Source organism: Neptuniibacter sp. QD72_48 (assembly GCF_047778065.1).
Classification (GTDB): Bacteria; Pseudomonadota; Gammaproteobacteria; order Pseudomonadales; family Balneatricaceae; genus Neptuniibacter.
The window spans coordinates 2,730,106-2,748,406 of record NZ_CP180547.1; the positions used below are offsets into that span (position 1 = coordinate 2,730,106).

Genomic DNA, 18,301 nt, shown 5'->3' on the forward strand with positions numbered 1-18,301 from the left:
TTCTTTATCACGACTTTGACTCTACTTTTGCAAATCCCATATGGGTATATGCATATTTTCGCTTTCGATCTTATTTCCTAACATAAAAATAATTAGAAAACCTAGGATCAAGCTTGTGAAAATATCATTGTCTACCCAGCAGATAGCCCCTGTCTATCCCAGCAAACCCGTACATGCTGACAACAGGCACATTGGTATTCAGGAAAAAAGGGAGAACGCTGAATTCAAGGCAGTTTTACTGAAAGCTCATCAAGTAGCACAGGAAAAAGAACTTGTGGAGATATATCGTCATGTCACCGAACGGGCTTCTGAACTGTACAACGGAGAGGCAAAACCAAGCGAGTTAGAGATTTACCAGTATGATGGTAGGCGCGAACTAAATATCAAACATCATTCAGCCGCGCATAGATTACATCTTACAGCCTAATGAAGGGTTGGCGGCTCTTTAGGCTCATCTGGAACGATGATATGGCCACTGCTATCAAGCACCAATACACCATTCTCTACGCCTAGTTCCAACATCTGCTGTAGCATCATCTGAGTAAGGTGAGCACTAATGATCAAGCCTGCAGGTGGATCACCTTCGAACAGATCTTCGTCGATTAGATCTTCCGGTCGAAGCCCTAATAACAACGGATTCTCTGCAACTAGGGGCGCTATCTCTTCCGGGGCAAAGACAGAGTAATCAGAGGATATATCGAGTGCTTGTTGATAGGCATCTTTAGTACGAGAGTTTTCCTGCAACGCATCTAAAAATGCAGATTCAGCTGCAGAAAAAATACCGGATAGTTTACTCGCACCTCCTAAAGCGATATTCCGAGTAGCCACCTCAGAAGTACTGTAATCAACATCGATTGAGTATTGGGAGTCTTGATTCAACTCTTCCTCATCTACCAAGACATTGCCCTCTTCATCAATATCAAGCCACTCTCGCTCAACAGCAACAGCTAACAACCCCTCTAACGCTGCCGCTAAAATATTGCAGCAAATGATGACTCCGACAGAAGGGTTTTCACTTTCTTGGCGGTTCATGATCAGATCACCTGCGCGAGCAGCAAGTAAGGTCGGATCTTGTTCAATGATCTCAGCTAGCCTATCCGCTTCAATAAATAGAACCTCATGGCACAATCGCTCTGCAGTTAGATAAGGTTCTGAACAACCGCTAGCCTGCATTCGTGCCACATATTCTGCACGTACATCTTCCAGCAAGGCTGTCAGCAATCCACTCATAAGGCACCTAATTTATAAATTAATTTGCAAGATTAGCATTTAACACTAAGGTTACTATGACAATGGTCGATTGTTACTAAGGAAGCAACAAAAAACTTAAGGAAATCAAAAAATGCGCGCATGGAAACAGAGCTCTGACAAACCGGCCGAAGAGGAAGAAGGCAGTATCTATATTTTGTCGGACAATTAGAGCAAAGAAAGCAGCCTGTCATATTGGGTAGTTATCGACAGGCTTTCTTCTAGTGAAGCGTCATACCTATAGGTGAAACACCTTTCTTAAGCTCATCAAAACGCTCACGCAGATCAACTAGCTTAGTCAAACCATAATCCTCTGGCGACACAGGTAGTTCAAACCAGTCCAATGCCCAAACACGGGTCATCAGCTCATACTCACCAATTAAGGCATCTAGGTAGATCATAACGGCTTCAACCCGTGGATCCATATCCAGCACCTTTGGCGCATCTTCCAGATAGATCTCTAAATGCAGACGCTTTTCTACAATGACTATACGGAACCAAAAATCCGACAGCTCACAAAACTCATCGCCAATATTGATCGTCAGCGGTACTGGGTCATAGCGATTATTAAACGCTTTAAACTCTATACCTGTTAGGTCTGGCGCAGCACCAATCAGACTCAAAACTGATTGAATAGACTCAGGAAAGCCGTCACAACCGAATACCATTTCGATCGCTCCATCCTGATCTTCATCACTTTGAAAATGGAACGTAAGGTTACGATCAATTTTCTGCAACTGCTCGCGATACTGAGTTAATAGAGGCTCAGCATCAAAACGGTCATCACTACGGCTAGATAGCAACTGCTCAATCGTGTCCTGCAGTTGCTCCCAGAACGAGCTTATCTGTTTTCGATCTAATATCATTAGCGGGTGTGCTTATTACTTCGTGCGGTAAATCTTATGTGCGTGGTACTACAACACCTGTTTGACCTTGATATTTACCATCTCGGTCTTTGTATGATGTCTCACAAACTTCATCTCCCTGAAGGAATAACATCTGTGCAACACCTTCATTTGCATAAATTTTTGCAGGTAGTGGCGTAGTATTAGAGAACTCTAGGGTAACGTGCCCTTCCCACTCAGGCTCTAAAGGTGTGACGTTCACGATGATGCCACAACGAGCATAAGTGCTTTTACCTAAACAGATAGTTAAAACATCACGCGGAATTTTGAAATATTCAACAGTCCGCGCTAGCGCGAAAGAGTTAGGCGGAATAATGCAAACATCCGATTGGATATCGACAAAGCTACCATCATCAAAATCTTTTGGATCAACAATCGATGAATTTATGTTGGTAAAGACCTTAAATTCATTTGCACAACGAACATCATAACCATAACTGGAAGTACCATAAGATACGATGCGTGAGCCATCCACTTCGCGAACCTGACCAGGCTCAAACGGTGAAATCATATCTTTCTCTTCCGCCATACGACGAATCCAGCTATCTGCTTTAATGCCCATATTGGCTTTCCATCCGGGTGATAATTTCGAGCCGGCAATTGTACCTTTTTTACGCATAAGGGACAAAAGAAACGGCCTCAATTGAGGCCGTTTTTGATTGAAGGGGGAATTCAATTCAATTTTGTATAGTTTTTACTATTTCTAGTTGAGAAGATTAGCCGTCTTCTCATATTGCTCCGCTAACCAAAACTCTGCTGCGGTTTGTCCTTCGTCACGCAGTGTATTTGCCTGACGGCGAAGCTCTGCAGCCATCTCACGCCGAGTTAAAGCGGAGGGTTTTGGCTTCATCATTTTTATATTTGCAGTTGCTCTATAATCCATCGTTCATCCCTTTACTTATTGTTATAGTGTTTATTATTTATACAGCTTGAACCTTAAATTGTAGACCCCTTTTCTAAATCCACCCAAATAAATGTTCAATATTTGATCAGAATCAATTTATAGATCAAGTATGAAAACGATGTTACACGACCAAACTTAAAGAGAACGCCAGAAACAAATAAAGCCCTATAAAGGGCTTTATTAAGAGTCAAAACAGCGACTAGCTATTTCTTAGTCATCTTCAACGATAATCGAAGGCACGCGGATATCATTGTCTGCGTTATGCTTTGCCAGCCTCGCAGCAAGTGTACGTGCAACCGTACGATAGATCTGCGCGTGCTCCCCTTCCGGGTCTGCAGCAACAGTTGGCGCACCTGAATCAGCTTGTTGACGAATTGTCAGTGCTAAAGGTAATTTACCTAACAATTCTGTGTCGTAAAGTTCAGCAATTTCAGCTCCACCGCCATCACCAAAAATAGCTTCGGTATGACCGCACTGGCTACAAATATGAGTACTCATATTTTCCACAACGCCTAACACATTGATATCGACCTTACGGAACATCTCGATACCTTTTTTGGCATCAAGCAAAGCGATGTCCTGTGGTGTTGTAACGATAACGGCACCTGAAACAGGCACCTTTTGCGACAGTGTTAATTGAATATCACCTGTACCCGGCGGCATATCGATAAATAGATAATCAAGATCCTGCCACCGCGTCTGTGTTAACAATTGCTGCAGCGCGCCTGCGGCCATAGGGCCACGCCAAACCATAGCAGTGTTATCTTCGATCAGATAACTCATGGACATAGATTGAAGGCCATGGGCTTCTACAGGGTTAAATGTCTTTTCATCATAAGGCTGCGGACGAACGCCTTCTGCAACACCGAGCATCATTCCTTGGCTAGGGCCATAGATATCAGCATCCAGAACACCGACTTTAGCCCCCTCTGCAGCCATTGCTAGCGCCAAGTTAACCGTAGTCGTTGATTTACCAACCCCCCCTTTACCTGAAGCAACCGCAATAACGTTTTTCACGCCTTCCATCACTGGAATGCTGTTTTGGCTAGGGCTCGCCGATATGTTGTGACCAATAATTACATCGCATTTATCTAAACCACCGATCTCTAATAATTTAGCCTGCAGATCCGCTTGTAATTTCGAAGCAACACCTTTGGATGGATAGCTTAATACTAACTCTACGCTAGCTGTTGATCCTTCTGCTTTAATTGCATTTACAAAACCAGCAGATACCAGATCTGTTGCTGCAACCTCATCCTGATACTGACCTAAAACTTGGTTAATTTGCGCTTCAATATTTGACACTTTTATACCGCCTAAAAATTTCTTACTTAACTCGGAATAAGCCTAATGCGATGCTTTTTGATAATAACCGAGTAATTTAGTGGGAATAATGCATTTTAATACTTGGGCTGTCCAGACTTTTCCCTGTCACGCCTCCTTCTTTAGAAGTCAGAAAGGAGACGGATTCCACGAATACCAATAAACAATATCTAGATTACTTACTCTAAGCCGCACACTGCTCCGCCAATGTTTTCGCACTACAAAAATCTGTTTTACCGCTACCAAGCACTGGCACTTCAAGTACTGCATAAATTTCTGAAGGAAGCGTTAATGGAGGCATTCCACCTTCTATTAACTGATTCCTCATTGCAGAAGAATCATGCTCACCCTCAACTAGCAAAATAACCTTTTCACCTTTCTTGTCATCAGCCAAATTCACTGCCACTAGTGGTAACTCAGGTGCATTCAACAACTCTCTAACTTGGCCTTCAACAGAGGTTAAGCTCACCATTTCTCCACCAATTTTGGCAAAGCGACTATAACGGTCAACAATAGTCAGGAAGCCATCTTCGTCAACATGACCTTTATCACCACTACGGTACCAGCGTAGACCATCCATCTCGACGACTGCAGCTTCTGTCTTCTCTGGATTGTTAAGATAACCTTGCATGATCTGAGTACCACCAATCAAGATCAAGCCATCTTCACCTGTCGGCAGTTCTTCAAGTGTATCAGGGTCAACAATACGGAACGTTGATCCAGGTAGCGCCATGCCGACTGTTCCCGTCTTATTACCCACCTGAACAGACCACCAATCCGTATCTAATGAATCAGGCAAGTTAGTGCTAGCAACCGGTGTTGTTTCTGTCGAACCGTAGCCCTCAACGACAGGCACATGGAACTTACTTTCAAATAGATCACGTACCTTAGGATCTAGTTTCTCAGCGCCTGCAACCACAGTACGCAGTGACTGAAACATCAATGGGTGAACACGTTTATTACGCGCGTATAAGCGCATAAATGTCGACGTTGCACACATAAGCGTTGCTTTGTAGCGCGCTACTCCTTTACCAATTTTCACAGCATCGGTTGGATCTGGGTGGCACACAACCGGCATGTCTTCAATCAGTGGCATAAAGCAAGTCACAGTCAAACCAAATGCATGGAATAACGGCAAGGTTGCCATTATGCAGTCGTCATCTCGTACATTAAGAACATCTGCGGTCTGTCGTAGGTTAGCCATAATATTCCGATGGCTAAGCATAACGCCCTTCGGAGCGCCTTCACTGCCGGATGAAAACAAAATCGCTGCCGTATCTTCAAGCTGGGAGGGCTTGCATAACAGAGCCTGCAAAATAAAGGTCGGGGCAACGCTAACGAAACCTAGTGTGAATATCGCCTCTGCTTTACTTATTTCAGCTTTAATATCTTCCATGTAAAGCACTCGACGGCCTTCAAATAAGCTATCTAGATCGATACCTCGCGCTTTAAGCTTTTTCACAAACTTTTTCGCCGTAACAATTGTTTGTACCTCAGCTTGCTCCAACGCGGACTGGATAGCTGGCATAGGGGCTGTGAAGTTAAGATTTACAACCGTTTTACCTGCCATCAATGAAGCAATATTCGCAATGGCACCGGCACTGGATGTTGGCACCAACAAACCTATATTTTTACCTTCAGTTCGGGCAATACGCTTTTTAAACAAAGCACAGGCGGTTAATAACTTGGTTTGACTAACCGGACCACCATCAACATCTGCAATAGCGTAACCTGAACGAGACGACTTCATACTACGAACAAAGGCTTGTGGGATTGTCTCCAAAGTCTGTGTGTATTGATCCCATGTATGAATCGACAGCTCGAAAACTTTTTTCTTCACTTCAGCAGCGGTACTACTGATAGGCATCTGGGCACCAAACGCCACAGTGACATCACGCTTTCCAGATTCGTTACGAATCACTTTCATTTTGTCGGTTGAGCGAGAGAAACGACTCCCCCACAAACCACGCATATAGAAAGGTACAATCACACCTTTAGCATCAACACAGGCTCTTTCAAAACCGCGCTTAAACTCACCTAACTGACCTAAGTGGCTAATAGCGCCTTCAGGGAAAAGACAAACTACTTCGCCAGCACTGATAAGTTCGCCTACCTGCTCCAATGCCTGACGGTTCTTACCCTTGGAGATAGGAATAACTTTATAGATATCCAAGAACCAACGTAGATACCAACGCTCATAGATACTACGCTCCATCACAAAGTGGATATGGCGTGGACAAGCCATCTGGATAATTGCCCAATCCAGCCAGCTGATATGGTTACCTAGCAAAAGCGTTCCTTTACCAGATTCAGGTAGATTTTCGAAACCTAAAACCTGAAGCTTGTACTTACGGCGGAACAGCATCATAACTAGAAGACGAATGAATGCCTGTGGTAACGTCACAATCGCAAACACCGCTCCTGCGACACCAATTGCAGCCAAAAGAAATAGAAGCCACACGCCATCAACACTGTTCCAAGCGAAGACTACTGTCATCGCAAGAAAACCAAGCATCATTAGGTTTTGAATAAAGTTACTACCTGCTAATACACGTCCACTTTCTGATTCACTGACATGAAACTGAATCAATGCATTCAATGGCACACACATCAGCGCGCCAAACAAACCAATTGCGAAAAATACAGCCGATTGCATCAACATAGTGTCAAGCTGAGGCAATAAGATTAAGCCTATAGCTACGCCGACAGCACCCACAGGGATTAAACCAACATTGATGTAATGTTTAGAAAAGCGTCCAACCAGAATTGAACCGAACAATATACCCACACCCGCCAGCGCCATAGTGCCTTGAATCACAAATGTATTGCTCTGTTGTAGATACTCTTCTGCGAATGCAGGGAATACAGCCAGCATAACTTGGCTAATAGACCAGAACAGAGACAAACCAATAATTGCAAACCAGATCGGGCGCTTACCTTGTAACAACTGAATATTGTTTTTAAGTGTTTTACCTTTTAGATAGGCCGATCTGTCAAATTTTGCTGTTTGATCAGTTTCACGTAACTGCGGTAATTGATAGGCAAGATAGAGCTCAATCAACGCACCCGCGACTAAGATCCAACCCAATGGTGCATTTTTAATAAGGCTCTGTTCTGGCGTAATTTCGGTCAAACCTGCTAAGCGCATCTCGAAAAGCAACGAGAACACGACAATTCCACTCAGAATAGCGATCATCGTAACCGCCTGAACCCAAGCATTACCTTCACTTAGATTATTTGTCCCCACCATCTCTTTGATATAGCCATACTTAGCCGGTGAGTAGAATGCACTTTGCAAAGCAAGAATAAAGGTAAGCGCAAATGCAGGTATAAATAACCCCATGTAATAACAAGCGGTTATCAACAAGGTTATGCCAACCGCTCCCCATGCTGATAAACGCATAACGTTATTCTTAGGATATTTATCGGCAAGAAAACCGGAGGGGGTGAACAACATAATAAATGGCAATAAGATTAAGCCATTCACAACTGCTGTCAGCAAAATTTGCAGGTCACCATCATAGGCTTTAAACAGGGTGTTTTGGATAACAATTTTATGCCCTAGATCCACAAATGCATTGATAAATGCAATGCAGATAAAGGCAGTAAAGCCGGTTATTTTAAGTAAGTCTTTCATGCTGTTCTCCAACCCTGTCCCACATGCTTTTGGCAGAATACAGGCTAGCAGTCTGCTCGATCATTTAAGAACGGCTAGTCATCACCAACCGAGAGTAGAAATATATAAGATCTGCTATCCAAAACGAGGAACTACAATACAAGTAGCGATATTTAATACTTCTGGTGAAAGATTACAAATAGGATTTAACACACGCTTATAGAAGTTACTTCTATAATCTACAATTGCCTGCGAAGAAATATGTCTTAAACTAATTGTAACGTCCTTACGTTTAAAGGCAGAATAGATCCATACTGATGTTTTCGAACGGTGAATAAAAATGATAAGTTCGTTCAGTAAACCGCTACAAATCATATGCCTAGTTTTATGTTCATTTCAGGCTTCAGCAATGAACGTAACCTTCATCAACCCTGGTAAACAGGGTGAACGGTTTTGGGATATGGTTACAGAGACGATGCAAGCGGCAGCCACTGACTTTAACATTAAACTTGAAGTGATATACGCTGAGCGCAACCGCGTAGAAATGGCTTCATTAGGTATTAAAGCCACTCAACGGGAAGTTCCTCCCGATTACCTGATTCTGGTCAACGAAGAGCAAGCTGCTGAAAAAATAATACTTGCAGCTGCCGAAAAGAAAATAAAAACACTCATGTTACTGAGTGACTTCTTACCAAAACAAAGAGATCGTGTAGGCTTTCCCGGTGGTAAAAACCCTCATCTACTAGGTGCCATTACTCCTGACTACTTTGCTGCAGGCAAGCGTATGATGACCGCTTTATTGCACTGTGCAGAACAAAAGCAGCATAAAACACCCTACCATGTTCTTGCGATTGGCGGCGATCAACTCACACCGGCCTCTATTGGACGTAACGAAGGAGCGCTCTCTGTTATTAAACAGCACAACGAGTTAAAACTAGATCGTTTTCTCTATGCCAATTGGAACCAGAAAGATGCTGAGCGACTAACACGGAAATATCTGCATTGGGCTCAACAAAATCAGATAATCCCCTCTGTAATCTGGGCTGCAAATGATCCTATCGCTTTTGGCGCAAAAGCAGCATTAGAGGCGCATAATTTAAAAGCTGGAGAAGATGTATGCTTAGTCGGACTTAACTGGTCCTCAGAAGGCCTTAAGCTAGTTAAAAACGGAGAAATGTTATTAACCGACGGAGGACATTTCCTCGGTGGGGCTTGGTCCATGGTGTTATTACATGATTACCATCAACAACAGCTCAAGGGAATTGATACACCTATAGGTGATATCCGTTTTCAGATGCAAAGTATTGATAAAACCAACATCAATCTATACTTATCTCATCTGGGCAATGAACAATGGAATAAAATTGATTTCACCCAATTTGCTCTTTCTGATGTAGATGGATCTACCGACTATGACTTTTCCTTAGAGAAAGTATTCAGTTCCATTACACAATAAAATAAGGTCGTATATGCTATCTCACTTACGATCACTGCAAGCTAAATTACTTCTGGTATTAATACCTGGAGCATTGATCGCCTTATTAATTTCCTTTGGCTTTTCTGCATACCAAACCTCACAGCAGCTTGAGCAGCAGCTACAGGAAAAAAAAGACAATCTTCAGAGCTTACCTGCCAGTTTGGCTGTACCCCTATGGAACTTTAATACGAAAATTTTACAAAATATTGTTGGTTCAATGATGCTCGACCCGGATTTGCTGAAAGTCGAAGTTCGGGATGAAAGTAATAACATTGTATATGAACAACAATCTAATGAATTGGGGCATGTGGATATCGCCTTTACCCTGGAAGCCCCAATTATCTATAGCAATGCCCATATAACCCAACAAGCCGGCACCATGATAATTATAGTTGGTAATACCCGTTTACAAGCCAATCAACAACGCGCTTTAAACGAAACCCTAATCACATTATTAGTAATGGTTATAACGCTACTAACCACCGTATGGCTTATTTATTATAAATTACTAGGCGGACCTATACAGGCCATACTGCAGGCTATAAAAAATAGCAAAGGCGATGCTTTTTTTGCGAAAGTGCAACACACATCTAATGATGAGTTAGGCGAAATTGCCAGTGCATTTAACGATATGCAAAATAACATTGAAGAACATCACCTTCGTCTGAAAAACAGTGAGTTACGCCTGAGAACGCTATACCACTCGACACCATCATTAATTTTCAGCTTTGATCAGCAAGGCATGATCAAAGATGCCAGTGATTATTTCCTGCAAAATCTAGGTTATGATCGAAGGGAAATTGTCGGCCATATGTTAAGCCACCTTCTCTATGATCAAAAAGATACAAACCAAATAAAAGACTGTATTCAAACTCTGTGGCTGAAGGGCAACTTAGCCGAATACCCTATAAATATAAAAACCAAGTCAGGGCAAAAAATGGAAGTCCTGATGGATGCAACACTTTCCGCCAGCGACTCCTATCCAGGGGCATTAGCCGTCATTACCGATGTCACCAGCCTAAATCAGGCAAGGAGTGAACTGGAATATCAAGCCAATACCGACGCCTTATCCGGCATAGCAAATCGCAACCATTTCCAGAAATACTTAGATTCACTATTTGAAAAAAGGCAAGAATGCCAAAGCCCCTTTGCACTGTTTTTTATAGACTTAGATCATTTTAAATCAGTCAACGATACCTACGGCCATCACGTTGGAGATAAACTTATATGTGCTGCAACTAAACGCATTAGCTCTCAATTACGCAACAACGACCACATTGCTCGGCTAGGGGGAGATGAGTTTGCAGTAATACTGCAAAATCTACAGTCACCAGAAAAAGCAGAAGAAATAGCCAGTCGCATAGTCAGTAAACTGGAAGAAAGTTTTCATTTAGCGGCAAGTGAGATCTATATTTCTGCATCAGTTGGGATTTCCATGTTCCCTTCCGATGCCGATAATCCAACCAAGTTAGTACAAAATGCAGATATCGCCATGTACCGCGCAAAAGAGGGAGGGCGTTGCCGTTATGCCTTTTACACACAGGAACATAATCAACATATTCAACAACGGGCTAAGATAGAAGCGCTATTACGTAGAGCGATTGATGATCAATTACTGGAACTGCATTACCAGCCTATCTTCAACCTTAAAAATGCCCAAATCACTGGTGCAGAAGCTTTATTAAGGCTCCGCAACGGTACAGAACTTATCTCCCCAAGCGAGTTTATTCCCATTGCCGAAGAAACTGGCTTGATAGTCCCTATTGGAGAGTGGTGTATACAACAAGCCTGCAAACAACAAGCCTTCTGGCGTGAAAATTTAAAACCGAATTTTTACTTATCTGTAAATGTATCCATACAGCAGTTTCAGTCCAGCCAATTTATCCACTGTATTAAAACTGCAATTGAAGAGCATCGCATACCTCCGGAAACTCTATTAATCGAGATTACGGAAAGCCTATTACTGCTTGATAACCAAGCAAATCAACGCATATTCAAAGAACTTGGTTCACTTGGCTGTAAGATTGCTATAGATGACTTTGGTACCGGTTTTTCTGCTTTAAGCTATCTGATGAAATTCCCACTAGATATACTAAAAATAGATCGCTCTTTTATTAGTAACTGCACTGATAAAGGGGCTTACCACGGCCTAGTCGAAGCAATTATTCAAATGAGTAAAAGTATGCGACTAGAAGTCATTGCCGAAGGTATTGAAACCCAAGAGCAATTAACAGCTCTTCGCCAGATTGAAAGTAAAGTGTACGCTCAGGGTTACTACTTTTCTAAACCCCTTAACGTAAAAGAATTTGAGGATAAATGGGCCTCCCTTCAACAAGAGGCCCATGAAAAAATTGTGGTTTCGCCTAAACGTTAAGAGCGTTTACATTAATCCTTTAACTGCGACTTAAATACACACCACACTCAAGATGATCGGTATAAGGGAACTGATCAAAAATCGCAAAGCGTTTTAACTCATGTGTTTGCGTGATAACTTTTAGGTTTTCAGCCAATGTGTCTGGGTTACAAGAGATATACAGAATATTGTCGTACTCTTGAACTTGCTTAACCGTATCATCATCTAGACCAGAACGCGGTGGATCGACCAAGACCGTTGTAAAGTTACATTCGTTCAATCCAAGATCTTTAGTACGTCGTTTCTCTACTGCGCCGCTTAATACTTGAGAAAACTCTTCTGAACTAATTCGAACCACATCAACGTTATCAATGTTGTTTTCCTCAATATTAAATTGAGCTGCTCTTACAGATGTCTTGGATATTTCAGTCGCAACAACACGTCTGAAATTTTGCGCCATTGGCAGCGTAAAATTGCCGTTACCGCAATATAACTCTACCATATCTCCACCGGCATTTTGTGTAGCATCTAATGCCCAAGAAATCATATGACGGCACACTTCGCCGTTTGGTTGAGAGAAACTGTTTTCGACCTGCTTGTAGATATAATCGCGGCCATTAATATCTAGCTTTTCGATTACAAAATCTTGATCCAATAGTATTTTAGTTTTGCGAGAGCGACCAATTAACTGAATGTTGTATTTCTGTTTAAGTTCACGTGCAGCTTCAGTCCATGTCTCATCAATAGGACGATGGTAAAGCAAAGTTACCAGCAGTTCGCCACTTAAGGTACTTAGGAAATCGATCTGAAACAGTTTTCGACGTAACACTTCATTTGGGCGAATGTCTTCAAGCAAATTAAACATAACTTCTTCAATTCGTTTAGACACCATTGGGCAGTGATCTATACGAATACGTGCATGTTTATTGCCCTTTTCAAACATCACATAGTAAAGGTCATCATCTTCGTGCCAAACACGAAACTCACAACGCATACGATAGTGACTTTTTGGCGATTCAAACACCTCTATCTCTGGCAAATTAAAATCAGCAAACTGTTCAGCAGTTGCTGCTTTTTTAACCGTTAATTGCGCTTGGTACTTTTCAGGTTCAACAACAGAGATAGACATTCATGCCTCAAACAAAGAACTTAAAACAGAGAAAAGGGGGATAAATCCCCCTTGATAAAGATGCATATTCTAGCAGGATGATAAGTTAGGCAAAACTACTCTTCACCCCTCCACAACCTGGATGAGAAAATTTATATCGACTCGCCAATTGCTGCCAATGGTTTATCTTATCCTCCAACCCTAAACGTTCCAAATAGTGATAACTTAAACGACTAGAAATCTGACAGCCCAGCACATTAGTCACATTAGGTAAAATAGCATCTGCAACGTGCACAGCCGTCAGTGCCGAAAAATCATCTGATTTACTCGACGCAGGAAAATGATGGAAAAGCACTGTTTCAATGACGGCAGGAGAAATATTCCAAAGCGATAACAAATACGCGCCAGCTTCTGTATGACTAACTCCCATACGCATTTTCTCAACTGCATATAAAGGCTGATTAAGATCTGTCGCTTCCTGCATAACCTTTTGATAGCCTTCAGGATCATGAGTTGCAAAAATCAACATACCGAAATCTTGTAAAAGTGCTGCTAAAAATGCTTGATCAGTTACAACGGGTGACGCTTTTACTGTACGACAGATCTCACGTGCTAAGCCGGCAACTAGAACAGAACGGTCCCGAATATGGTCAAATGCAAAGCTACTCCAACGCCCATCCTGAGGAAAATGTTCGAATACCTTGTTAGTTAGCACCAAATCCCGAACTTCACGCACACCAAGCAAAGACACCGCTTCTTGCAGGCTACTTATATTACGCTCTAAAACAAAACACGCCGAATTAACCAATTGTAAGATTTTGGCAGCCATCGCCATATCTTTTTCGATAATCCCTGCAATTATACGAGCATTACTTTTTGGAGAAGATAAGGCCTCATTAAGCTCTACATAGATATCAGGCAGAGAAGGTAAAACCTTAACACTCCCCACAAGTTTACGCACTTTATCTTGCCCTAGAATTCGTTGTGCCCTTGCACTCTCAGATATTCCTTGACCTAATTGCTCAGGCTCAATATCTAAAGGATAAAGTCGATGACAACATTCAGAAAAAGCGACTCGAGTAGACATACTCATAGGCCGATAAAGTCCTACCCTCATTGAACCGGGCTGTATATCTATAAGATTTTTAAGATGTGTTAACTCATCTTCAGCTTTAAAGCTACCTAGCTGTAGCATGATGATGGCGTAGGTTTCCTGCTGCGCAGAATTGAGCAATTGCTCCCAATCTGTAACCAAAGTCACTGAGTAATTAAAAAGTCCTTTTAGCTCATTCAGATAGGCATCAGCATCCGTTTTGTCAGAACATAGAAACAGAGCTTTATCTAACTCTGCATTGTGTGTAAGCATAAATTCACTTTTGGCTGAACACAAAACCAAAAATAAATGATCTCATGTTCTTAAGAGTAAACATCTCCCTTAACCAACACAGCCTGCTTAAACCTCCTGTATCCCTGCAGACCGAACAGTCGCATAGCTTACTTAAGTATGAACAATATTCCTACTTTTTGTAGGGCTTTAATTATTTTTACACAAAACCGACCTGAGCTTGATATTCCGATGTAATAATCTGCCAACGAGCCAATTCAGGCTCCATACCTATTTCTTCGATATAACTCATACTCAAACGGCTAGACATATCACAGCCGACAACACTCGTTGCAGCAGGCAATAAGGCATCGGCCACATGTACCGCAGTTAAAGGCGTAAATCCAGCTGCAGCATTAGCTTTTGGAAAATGATGGAAGAGAACGGCTTCTATCACGCGTGGAGGAAGATTCCATAAAGCTAAAAGATACGCCCCGGCTTCAGCATGGGTTACACCCAACTCTAATTTTTCAATTGCATAAACTGGCTGTTCCATCAGTGCTGCCTTGCTAATAACACGGTGATATTCAGCAGGATTATGGCTTGCCAGTACAAGCACACCAAAGTCATGTAATAGGCCTGCTAAGAAAGCCTGCGCTTGGACATGACGATCTGCCTTAGCAGCCCGGGCAATATGCTGTGCAGCTCGGGCCACAGCCATCGAGCGTTGATGGATCTGTTTAAAAGAGAAACTCTTCCAGTCATCTGTTTGCGGGTACGACTCAAACAGATGGGATGTTAATACTAGGTCTCGAATCATTCTGACACCAAGAATGGTTACCGCCTCATGAATCCGATTAATTTCTCGACTTAACCCAAAATAAGCAGAATTAACCAACTGCATTATTTTTGCGGCCATTACTGGGTCTTGTTCAATAATTTTAGCTATTTCTCGTGCATTCGAACGATCAGAATTCAGACAATTATTTAACTGTTCATAAACATCAGGTAGAACAGGAAGAGCTTTTAATGAAGTAATATAATCTCTAACAACCGGCTTATTGATTAGACCTGTGACATGTAAACTGTTGTATATATCATCAACGAGCTCTTGGGGATTACAATCGATCGGCAATGCATGGTGAGCTAACTCTGAGGCTCTTGCTGCTTGCAAAGGGGTGAGAGGACCAGAGATAACAACACGAATTATCCTAGGGTGTTTTTCTACAACATGCTGTAAAACATCTAAACCTTGTGAGGGATTCGTCCCTAAAGGAAAGACTAAAATATTTGCTGATGATTGTTCTAATGCCGGCAATAGCTGTTCAACACTATCTACAGTTATTGTTTCCCAATCGGCAATATCTGCAACAGCAGTCCCTAACTTTAAACTTTCAGGGCACAATTCGCAGAATACTGCTTGATTATCAACTGCAGTGTTAGTTACGCGCGCATCCATATCAATACCTTCTGAACTTTAGTGGTCTTCCGTGACTGGTGTACATTCTACCATTCTAGGTCTAGTTGGGTATTACAAGATTGTCCAGAAATCAAACAACTGTATTAAAACTATTCAAATAAAAGCTAAATTTGCTCATTATCTATTAGTTTTGCGCAAGCACTACTTCGACAATGACTCCTCAAAATACCCATCAAAATAAATATTTAATCTTCCCCTATTAGCTGTTTTTTAACTGTTCATAAAATCGACCAAAACGCGTAGAATCTGCGGTCTATTTTTTAATGATTTTAGGTTTTCAGGCAGATCATGACTGACAGCAAACGCAAAATTCTTGTAACAAGCGCCCTTCCGTATGCTAATGGCCCTATCCATCTTGGTCATTTGGTGGAATATATCCAGACTGATATTTGGGTTCGCTTCCAGAAGCAACGTGGTCATCAATGTGCATATGTGTGTGCTGATGATGCTCACGGCACGCCAATCATGCTAAAAGCTGATCAGATGGGTATTTCACCGCAAGAATTGATCGATAAAGTAAGCGAAGAGCACCAGCGTGACTTCTCTGGTTTTATGGTTGGTTTTGATAACTACCACTCTACTCATTCACCTGAAAACCAGCACTTCTCATCAAAGATTTACACAGCTTTGCGTGATGGCGGTCATATCGCTAAAAAGACTATCACTCAGGCGTATGACCCAGAAAAAGAGATGTTTCTTCCTGATCGTTTCGTTAAGGGTGATTGCCCTAAATGTGGTGAACCAGATCAGTATGGCGATTCCTGTGAAAAATGTGGTGCAACATACAGCCCTGTTGAATTGAAAAATGCTTACTCCGCAGTTTCTGGTGCGAAACCAATTGAGAAAGAGTCCGAGCACTATTTCTTCAAACTAGGCGATTTCGAATCGTTCTTACGTAACTGGGTAGATAACCACGTTCAGGAGCAGATGATTCATAAACTGAATGAGTGGTTCGAATCAGGCTTACAAAACTGGGATATTTCCCGTGATGCACCTTACTGGGGTTTTGAAATTCCAGATGCTCCAGGTAAATACTTCTATGTATGGCTGGACGCGCCTATCGGTTACATGGCTAGCTTTAAAAACTGGTGTGATAAGAACGGTGTTGATTTTGACGAATACTGGTCTGAATCATCAGAAACTGAGCTATACCACTTTATCGGTAAAGATATCGCTTACTTCCACACCCTATTCTGGCCAGCAATGCTAGAAGGTGCAGGCTTCCGTAAGCCAACTGGTGTTTTCTGTCACGGCTTCTTAACGGTTGACGGTCAAAAGATGTCTAAATCTCGCGGCACGTTCATCATGGCTGAGACATACCTAAAGCATCTGCGCCCTGAATACCTGCGTTATTACTTTGCAGCTAAGTTAAGCTCAGGCATAGATGATATCGACCTTAACCTTGAAGACTTCCGTATGCGTGTTAACGCAGACTTGGTCAACAAAGTTATCAACATCGCTTCTCGTTGTGCTGGCTTTATCAAGAAAAAGTTTGATGGTGAAATGGCACCTGCTCTATCTGAGCCTGCGCTATACCAAGAAGCGGTTGCTGCTGGCGAAAGCATTGCCAACGCTTATGAAAATCGCGAATTCGGCAAAGCGATGCGTGAAATTATGGCGCTTGCTGATAAAGCTAACCAGTACATCGACACCGCTGAACCTTGGGTACTTGCTAAACAAGAAGGTAAGGAGAAAGCGGTACAAGATTGCTGTTCAATGGGCATCAACCTGTTCCGTGTCATTCTGACTTACCTTGCGCCAGTACTTCCGCAAGTTGCAGAAGAAGCTCAAGCTTTCCTAAATGTTGAGAATATGGAGTGGGATGCTATTGAAGCACCTCTACTTAGCCATAAGATCAATAAGTTCAAACCGTTGATGCAGCGTGTAGAAGAAGACAAAGTAAACGCAATTATCGAAGAGACTAAAGAAGTCTTGGCCGCACTCGCTGCTGCAACTGAGCAAAGCTCCAAAGCAGATAAAGGTCCATTAGCTGACGAGCCAATTGCCGATACAATTGAGTTCCCTGATTTTGCTAAAGTCGATCTTCGTGTTGTGCGCATCGCCAAAGCAGAACATGTTAAGGGTGCGAATAAACTTCTACAGTTAACGCTAGATTTAGGTGGTGAAACACGTAATGTCTTTGCAGGCATTAAATCCGCATATGCTCCTGAAGATCTAGAAGGCAAACTAACCGTGATGGTTGCTAACCTTGCTCCGAGAAAGATGAAGTTCGGTGTTTCCGAAGGTATGGTTCTGGCAGCGGGCCCTGGAGGTGAAGATCTATGGATCCTCAACCCAGACGAAGGCGCACAACCAGGTATGCGCATTAAGTAATTCAATAAGGGGCGGTCATTCTGCCCCTTTTTTCTTTCCGCTTTCAATACACTTCCTCTCGCCCTTTAATTCTCAATCTCTTCAAGCTTTATCACTTCACAACAACTTAGCTACCCAATTTCTTTTTCATTGAAATTAAAGGGTTATATTTCAAAGCAAGAAGGTCTATGCTGTTGGATAAGGTCTTTTGCTAACCATTAAAGATTGGCTAACACACCTTAGATACCGA

General features: G+C 42.2%; 13 protein-coding genes. 4 read left to right on the forward strand and 9 right to left on the reverse strand.

From position 1 onward, the window contains the following. The first annotated feature begins 115 nt into the window (after positions 1-115). A complete protein-coding gene (locus ACMXYX_RS12315; protein ID WP_415896667.1) occupies positions 116-427 on the forward strand; it encodes a hypothetical protein in 312 nt (103 codons plus the stop codon). Here the strand turns inward: ACMXYX_RS12315 and ACMXYX_RS12320 are convergent. The 6 genes from ACMXYX_RS12320 to ACMXYX_RS12345 all read right to left on the reverse strand — a co-directional run bounded on the left by ACMXYX_RS12320 (position 424) and on the right by ACMXYX_RS12345 (position 8,017). After that, positions 424-1,230 (reverse strand): hypothetical protein, encoded by an 807-nt coding sequence (locus ACMXYX_RS12320; RefSeq protein WP_415906047.1) that lies wholly within the window; start codon positions 1,228-1,230, stop codon positions 424-426. The genes ACMXYX_RS12315 and ACMXYX_RS12320 overlap by 4 nt on opposite strands. 239 nt (positions 1,231-1,469) lie before the next feature. Then, complete coding sequence (locus ACMXYX_RS12325; RefSeq protein ID WP_415881888.1) at positions 1,470-2,114, reverse strand: hypothetical protein; 645 nt, start codon at positions 2,112-2,114, stop codon at positions 1,470-1,472. Positions 2,115-2,148: 34 nt separating this feature from the next. Continuing rightward, positions 2,149-2,715: a dCTP deaminase gene (gene dcd, locus ACMXYX_RS12330; RefSeq protein WP_415881889.1), complete on the reverse strand. Its 567-nt coding sequence runs from the start codon at positions 2,713-2,715 to the stop codon at positions 2,149-2,151. 141 nt (positions 2,716-2,856) lie between these two features. Continuing rightward, positions 2,857-3,036 (reverse strand): hypothetical protein, encoded by a 180-nt coding sequence (locus ACMXYX_RS12335; RefSeq protein ID WP_415881890.1) that lies wholly within the window; start codon positions 3,034-3,036, stop codon positions 2,857-2,859. A 231-nt stretch (positions 3,037-3,267) separates the two neighbouring features. Continuing rightward, positions 3,268-4,362, reverse strand: a complete 1,095-nt coding sequence (gene apbC / locus ACMXYX_RS12340; protein ID WP_415906048.1) for an iron-sulfur cluster carrier protein ApbC — start codon at positions 4,360-4,362, stop codon at positions 3,268-3,270. A 202-nt stretch (positions 4,363-4,564) separates the two neighbouring features. After that, positions 4,565-8,017: an acyl-[ACP]--phospholipid O-acyltransferase gene (locus tag ACMXYX_RS12345; protein WP_415896669.1), complete on the reverse strand. Its 3,453-nt coding sequence runs from the start codon at positions 8,015-8,017 to the stop codon at positions 4,565-4,567. Positions 8,018-8,405: 388 nt separating this feature from the next. Between ACMXYX_RS12345 and ACMXYX_RS12350 the strand changes: the two genes are divergently transcribed. Then, positions 8,406-9,452, forward strand: coding sequence for an ABC transporter substrate-binding protein (locus ACMXYX_RS12350; RefSeq protein WP_415896670.1), 1,047 nt, complete (start codon positions 8,406-8,408; stop codon positions 9,450-9,452). A gap of 13 nt (positions 9,453-9,465) precedes the next feature. Beyond that, positions 9,466-11,847 (forward strand): EAL domain-containing protein, encoded by a 2,382-nt coding sequence (locus tag ACMXYX_RS12355; RefSeq protein WP_415896671.1) that lies wholly within the window; start codon positions 9,466-9,468, stop codon positions 11,845-11,847. A gap of 19 nt (positions 11,848-11,866) precedes the next feature. On the opposite strand, the gene trmA is transcribed toward ACMXYX_RS12355, so the two are convergent. From trmA to ACMXYX_RS12370, 3 genes are all read right to left on the reverse strand, one after another. After that, a complete protein-coding gene (trmA, locus tag ACMXYX_RS12360) occupies positions 11,867-12,955 on the reverse strand; it encodes a tRNA (uridine(54)-C5)-methyltransferase TrmA (protein WP_415896672.1) in 1,089 nt (362 codons plus the stop codon). Positions 12,956-13,040: 85 nt separating this feature from the next. Beyond that, positions 13,041-14,300 carry an HDOD domain-containing protein gene (locus tag ACMXYX_RS12365; protein ID WP_415906049.1) on the reverse strand — a complete coding sequence of 420 codons (1,260 nt, stop codon included), beginning with the start codon at positions 14,298-14,300 and terminating at the stop codon, positions 13,041-13,043. Between the two features lie 178 nt (positions 14,301-14,478). Beyond that, on the reverse strand, positions 14,479-15,717 hold the full coding sequence (locus tag ACMXYX_RS12370) for an HDOD domain-containing protein (protein WP_415896673.1): 1,239 nt from the start codon (positions 15,715-15,717) through the stop codon (positions 14,479-14,481). Between the two features lie 309 nt (positions 15,718-16,026). On the opposite strand from ACMXYX_RS12370, the gene metG reads away from it, so the two are divergent. Beyond that, entirely contained in the window at positions 16,027-18,072 is a 2,046-nt protein-coding gene (gene metG, locus ACMXYX_RS12375; protein WP_415896674.1) for a methionine--tRNA ligase, read from the forward strand. The last annotated feature ends 229 nt before the right edge of the window (positions 18,073-18,301 follow it).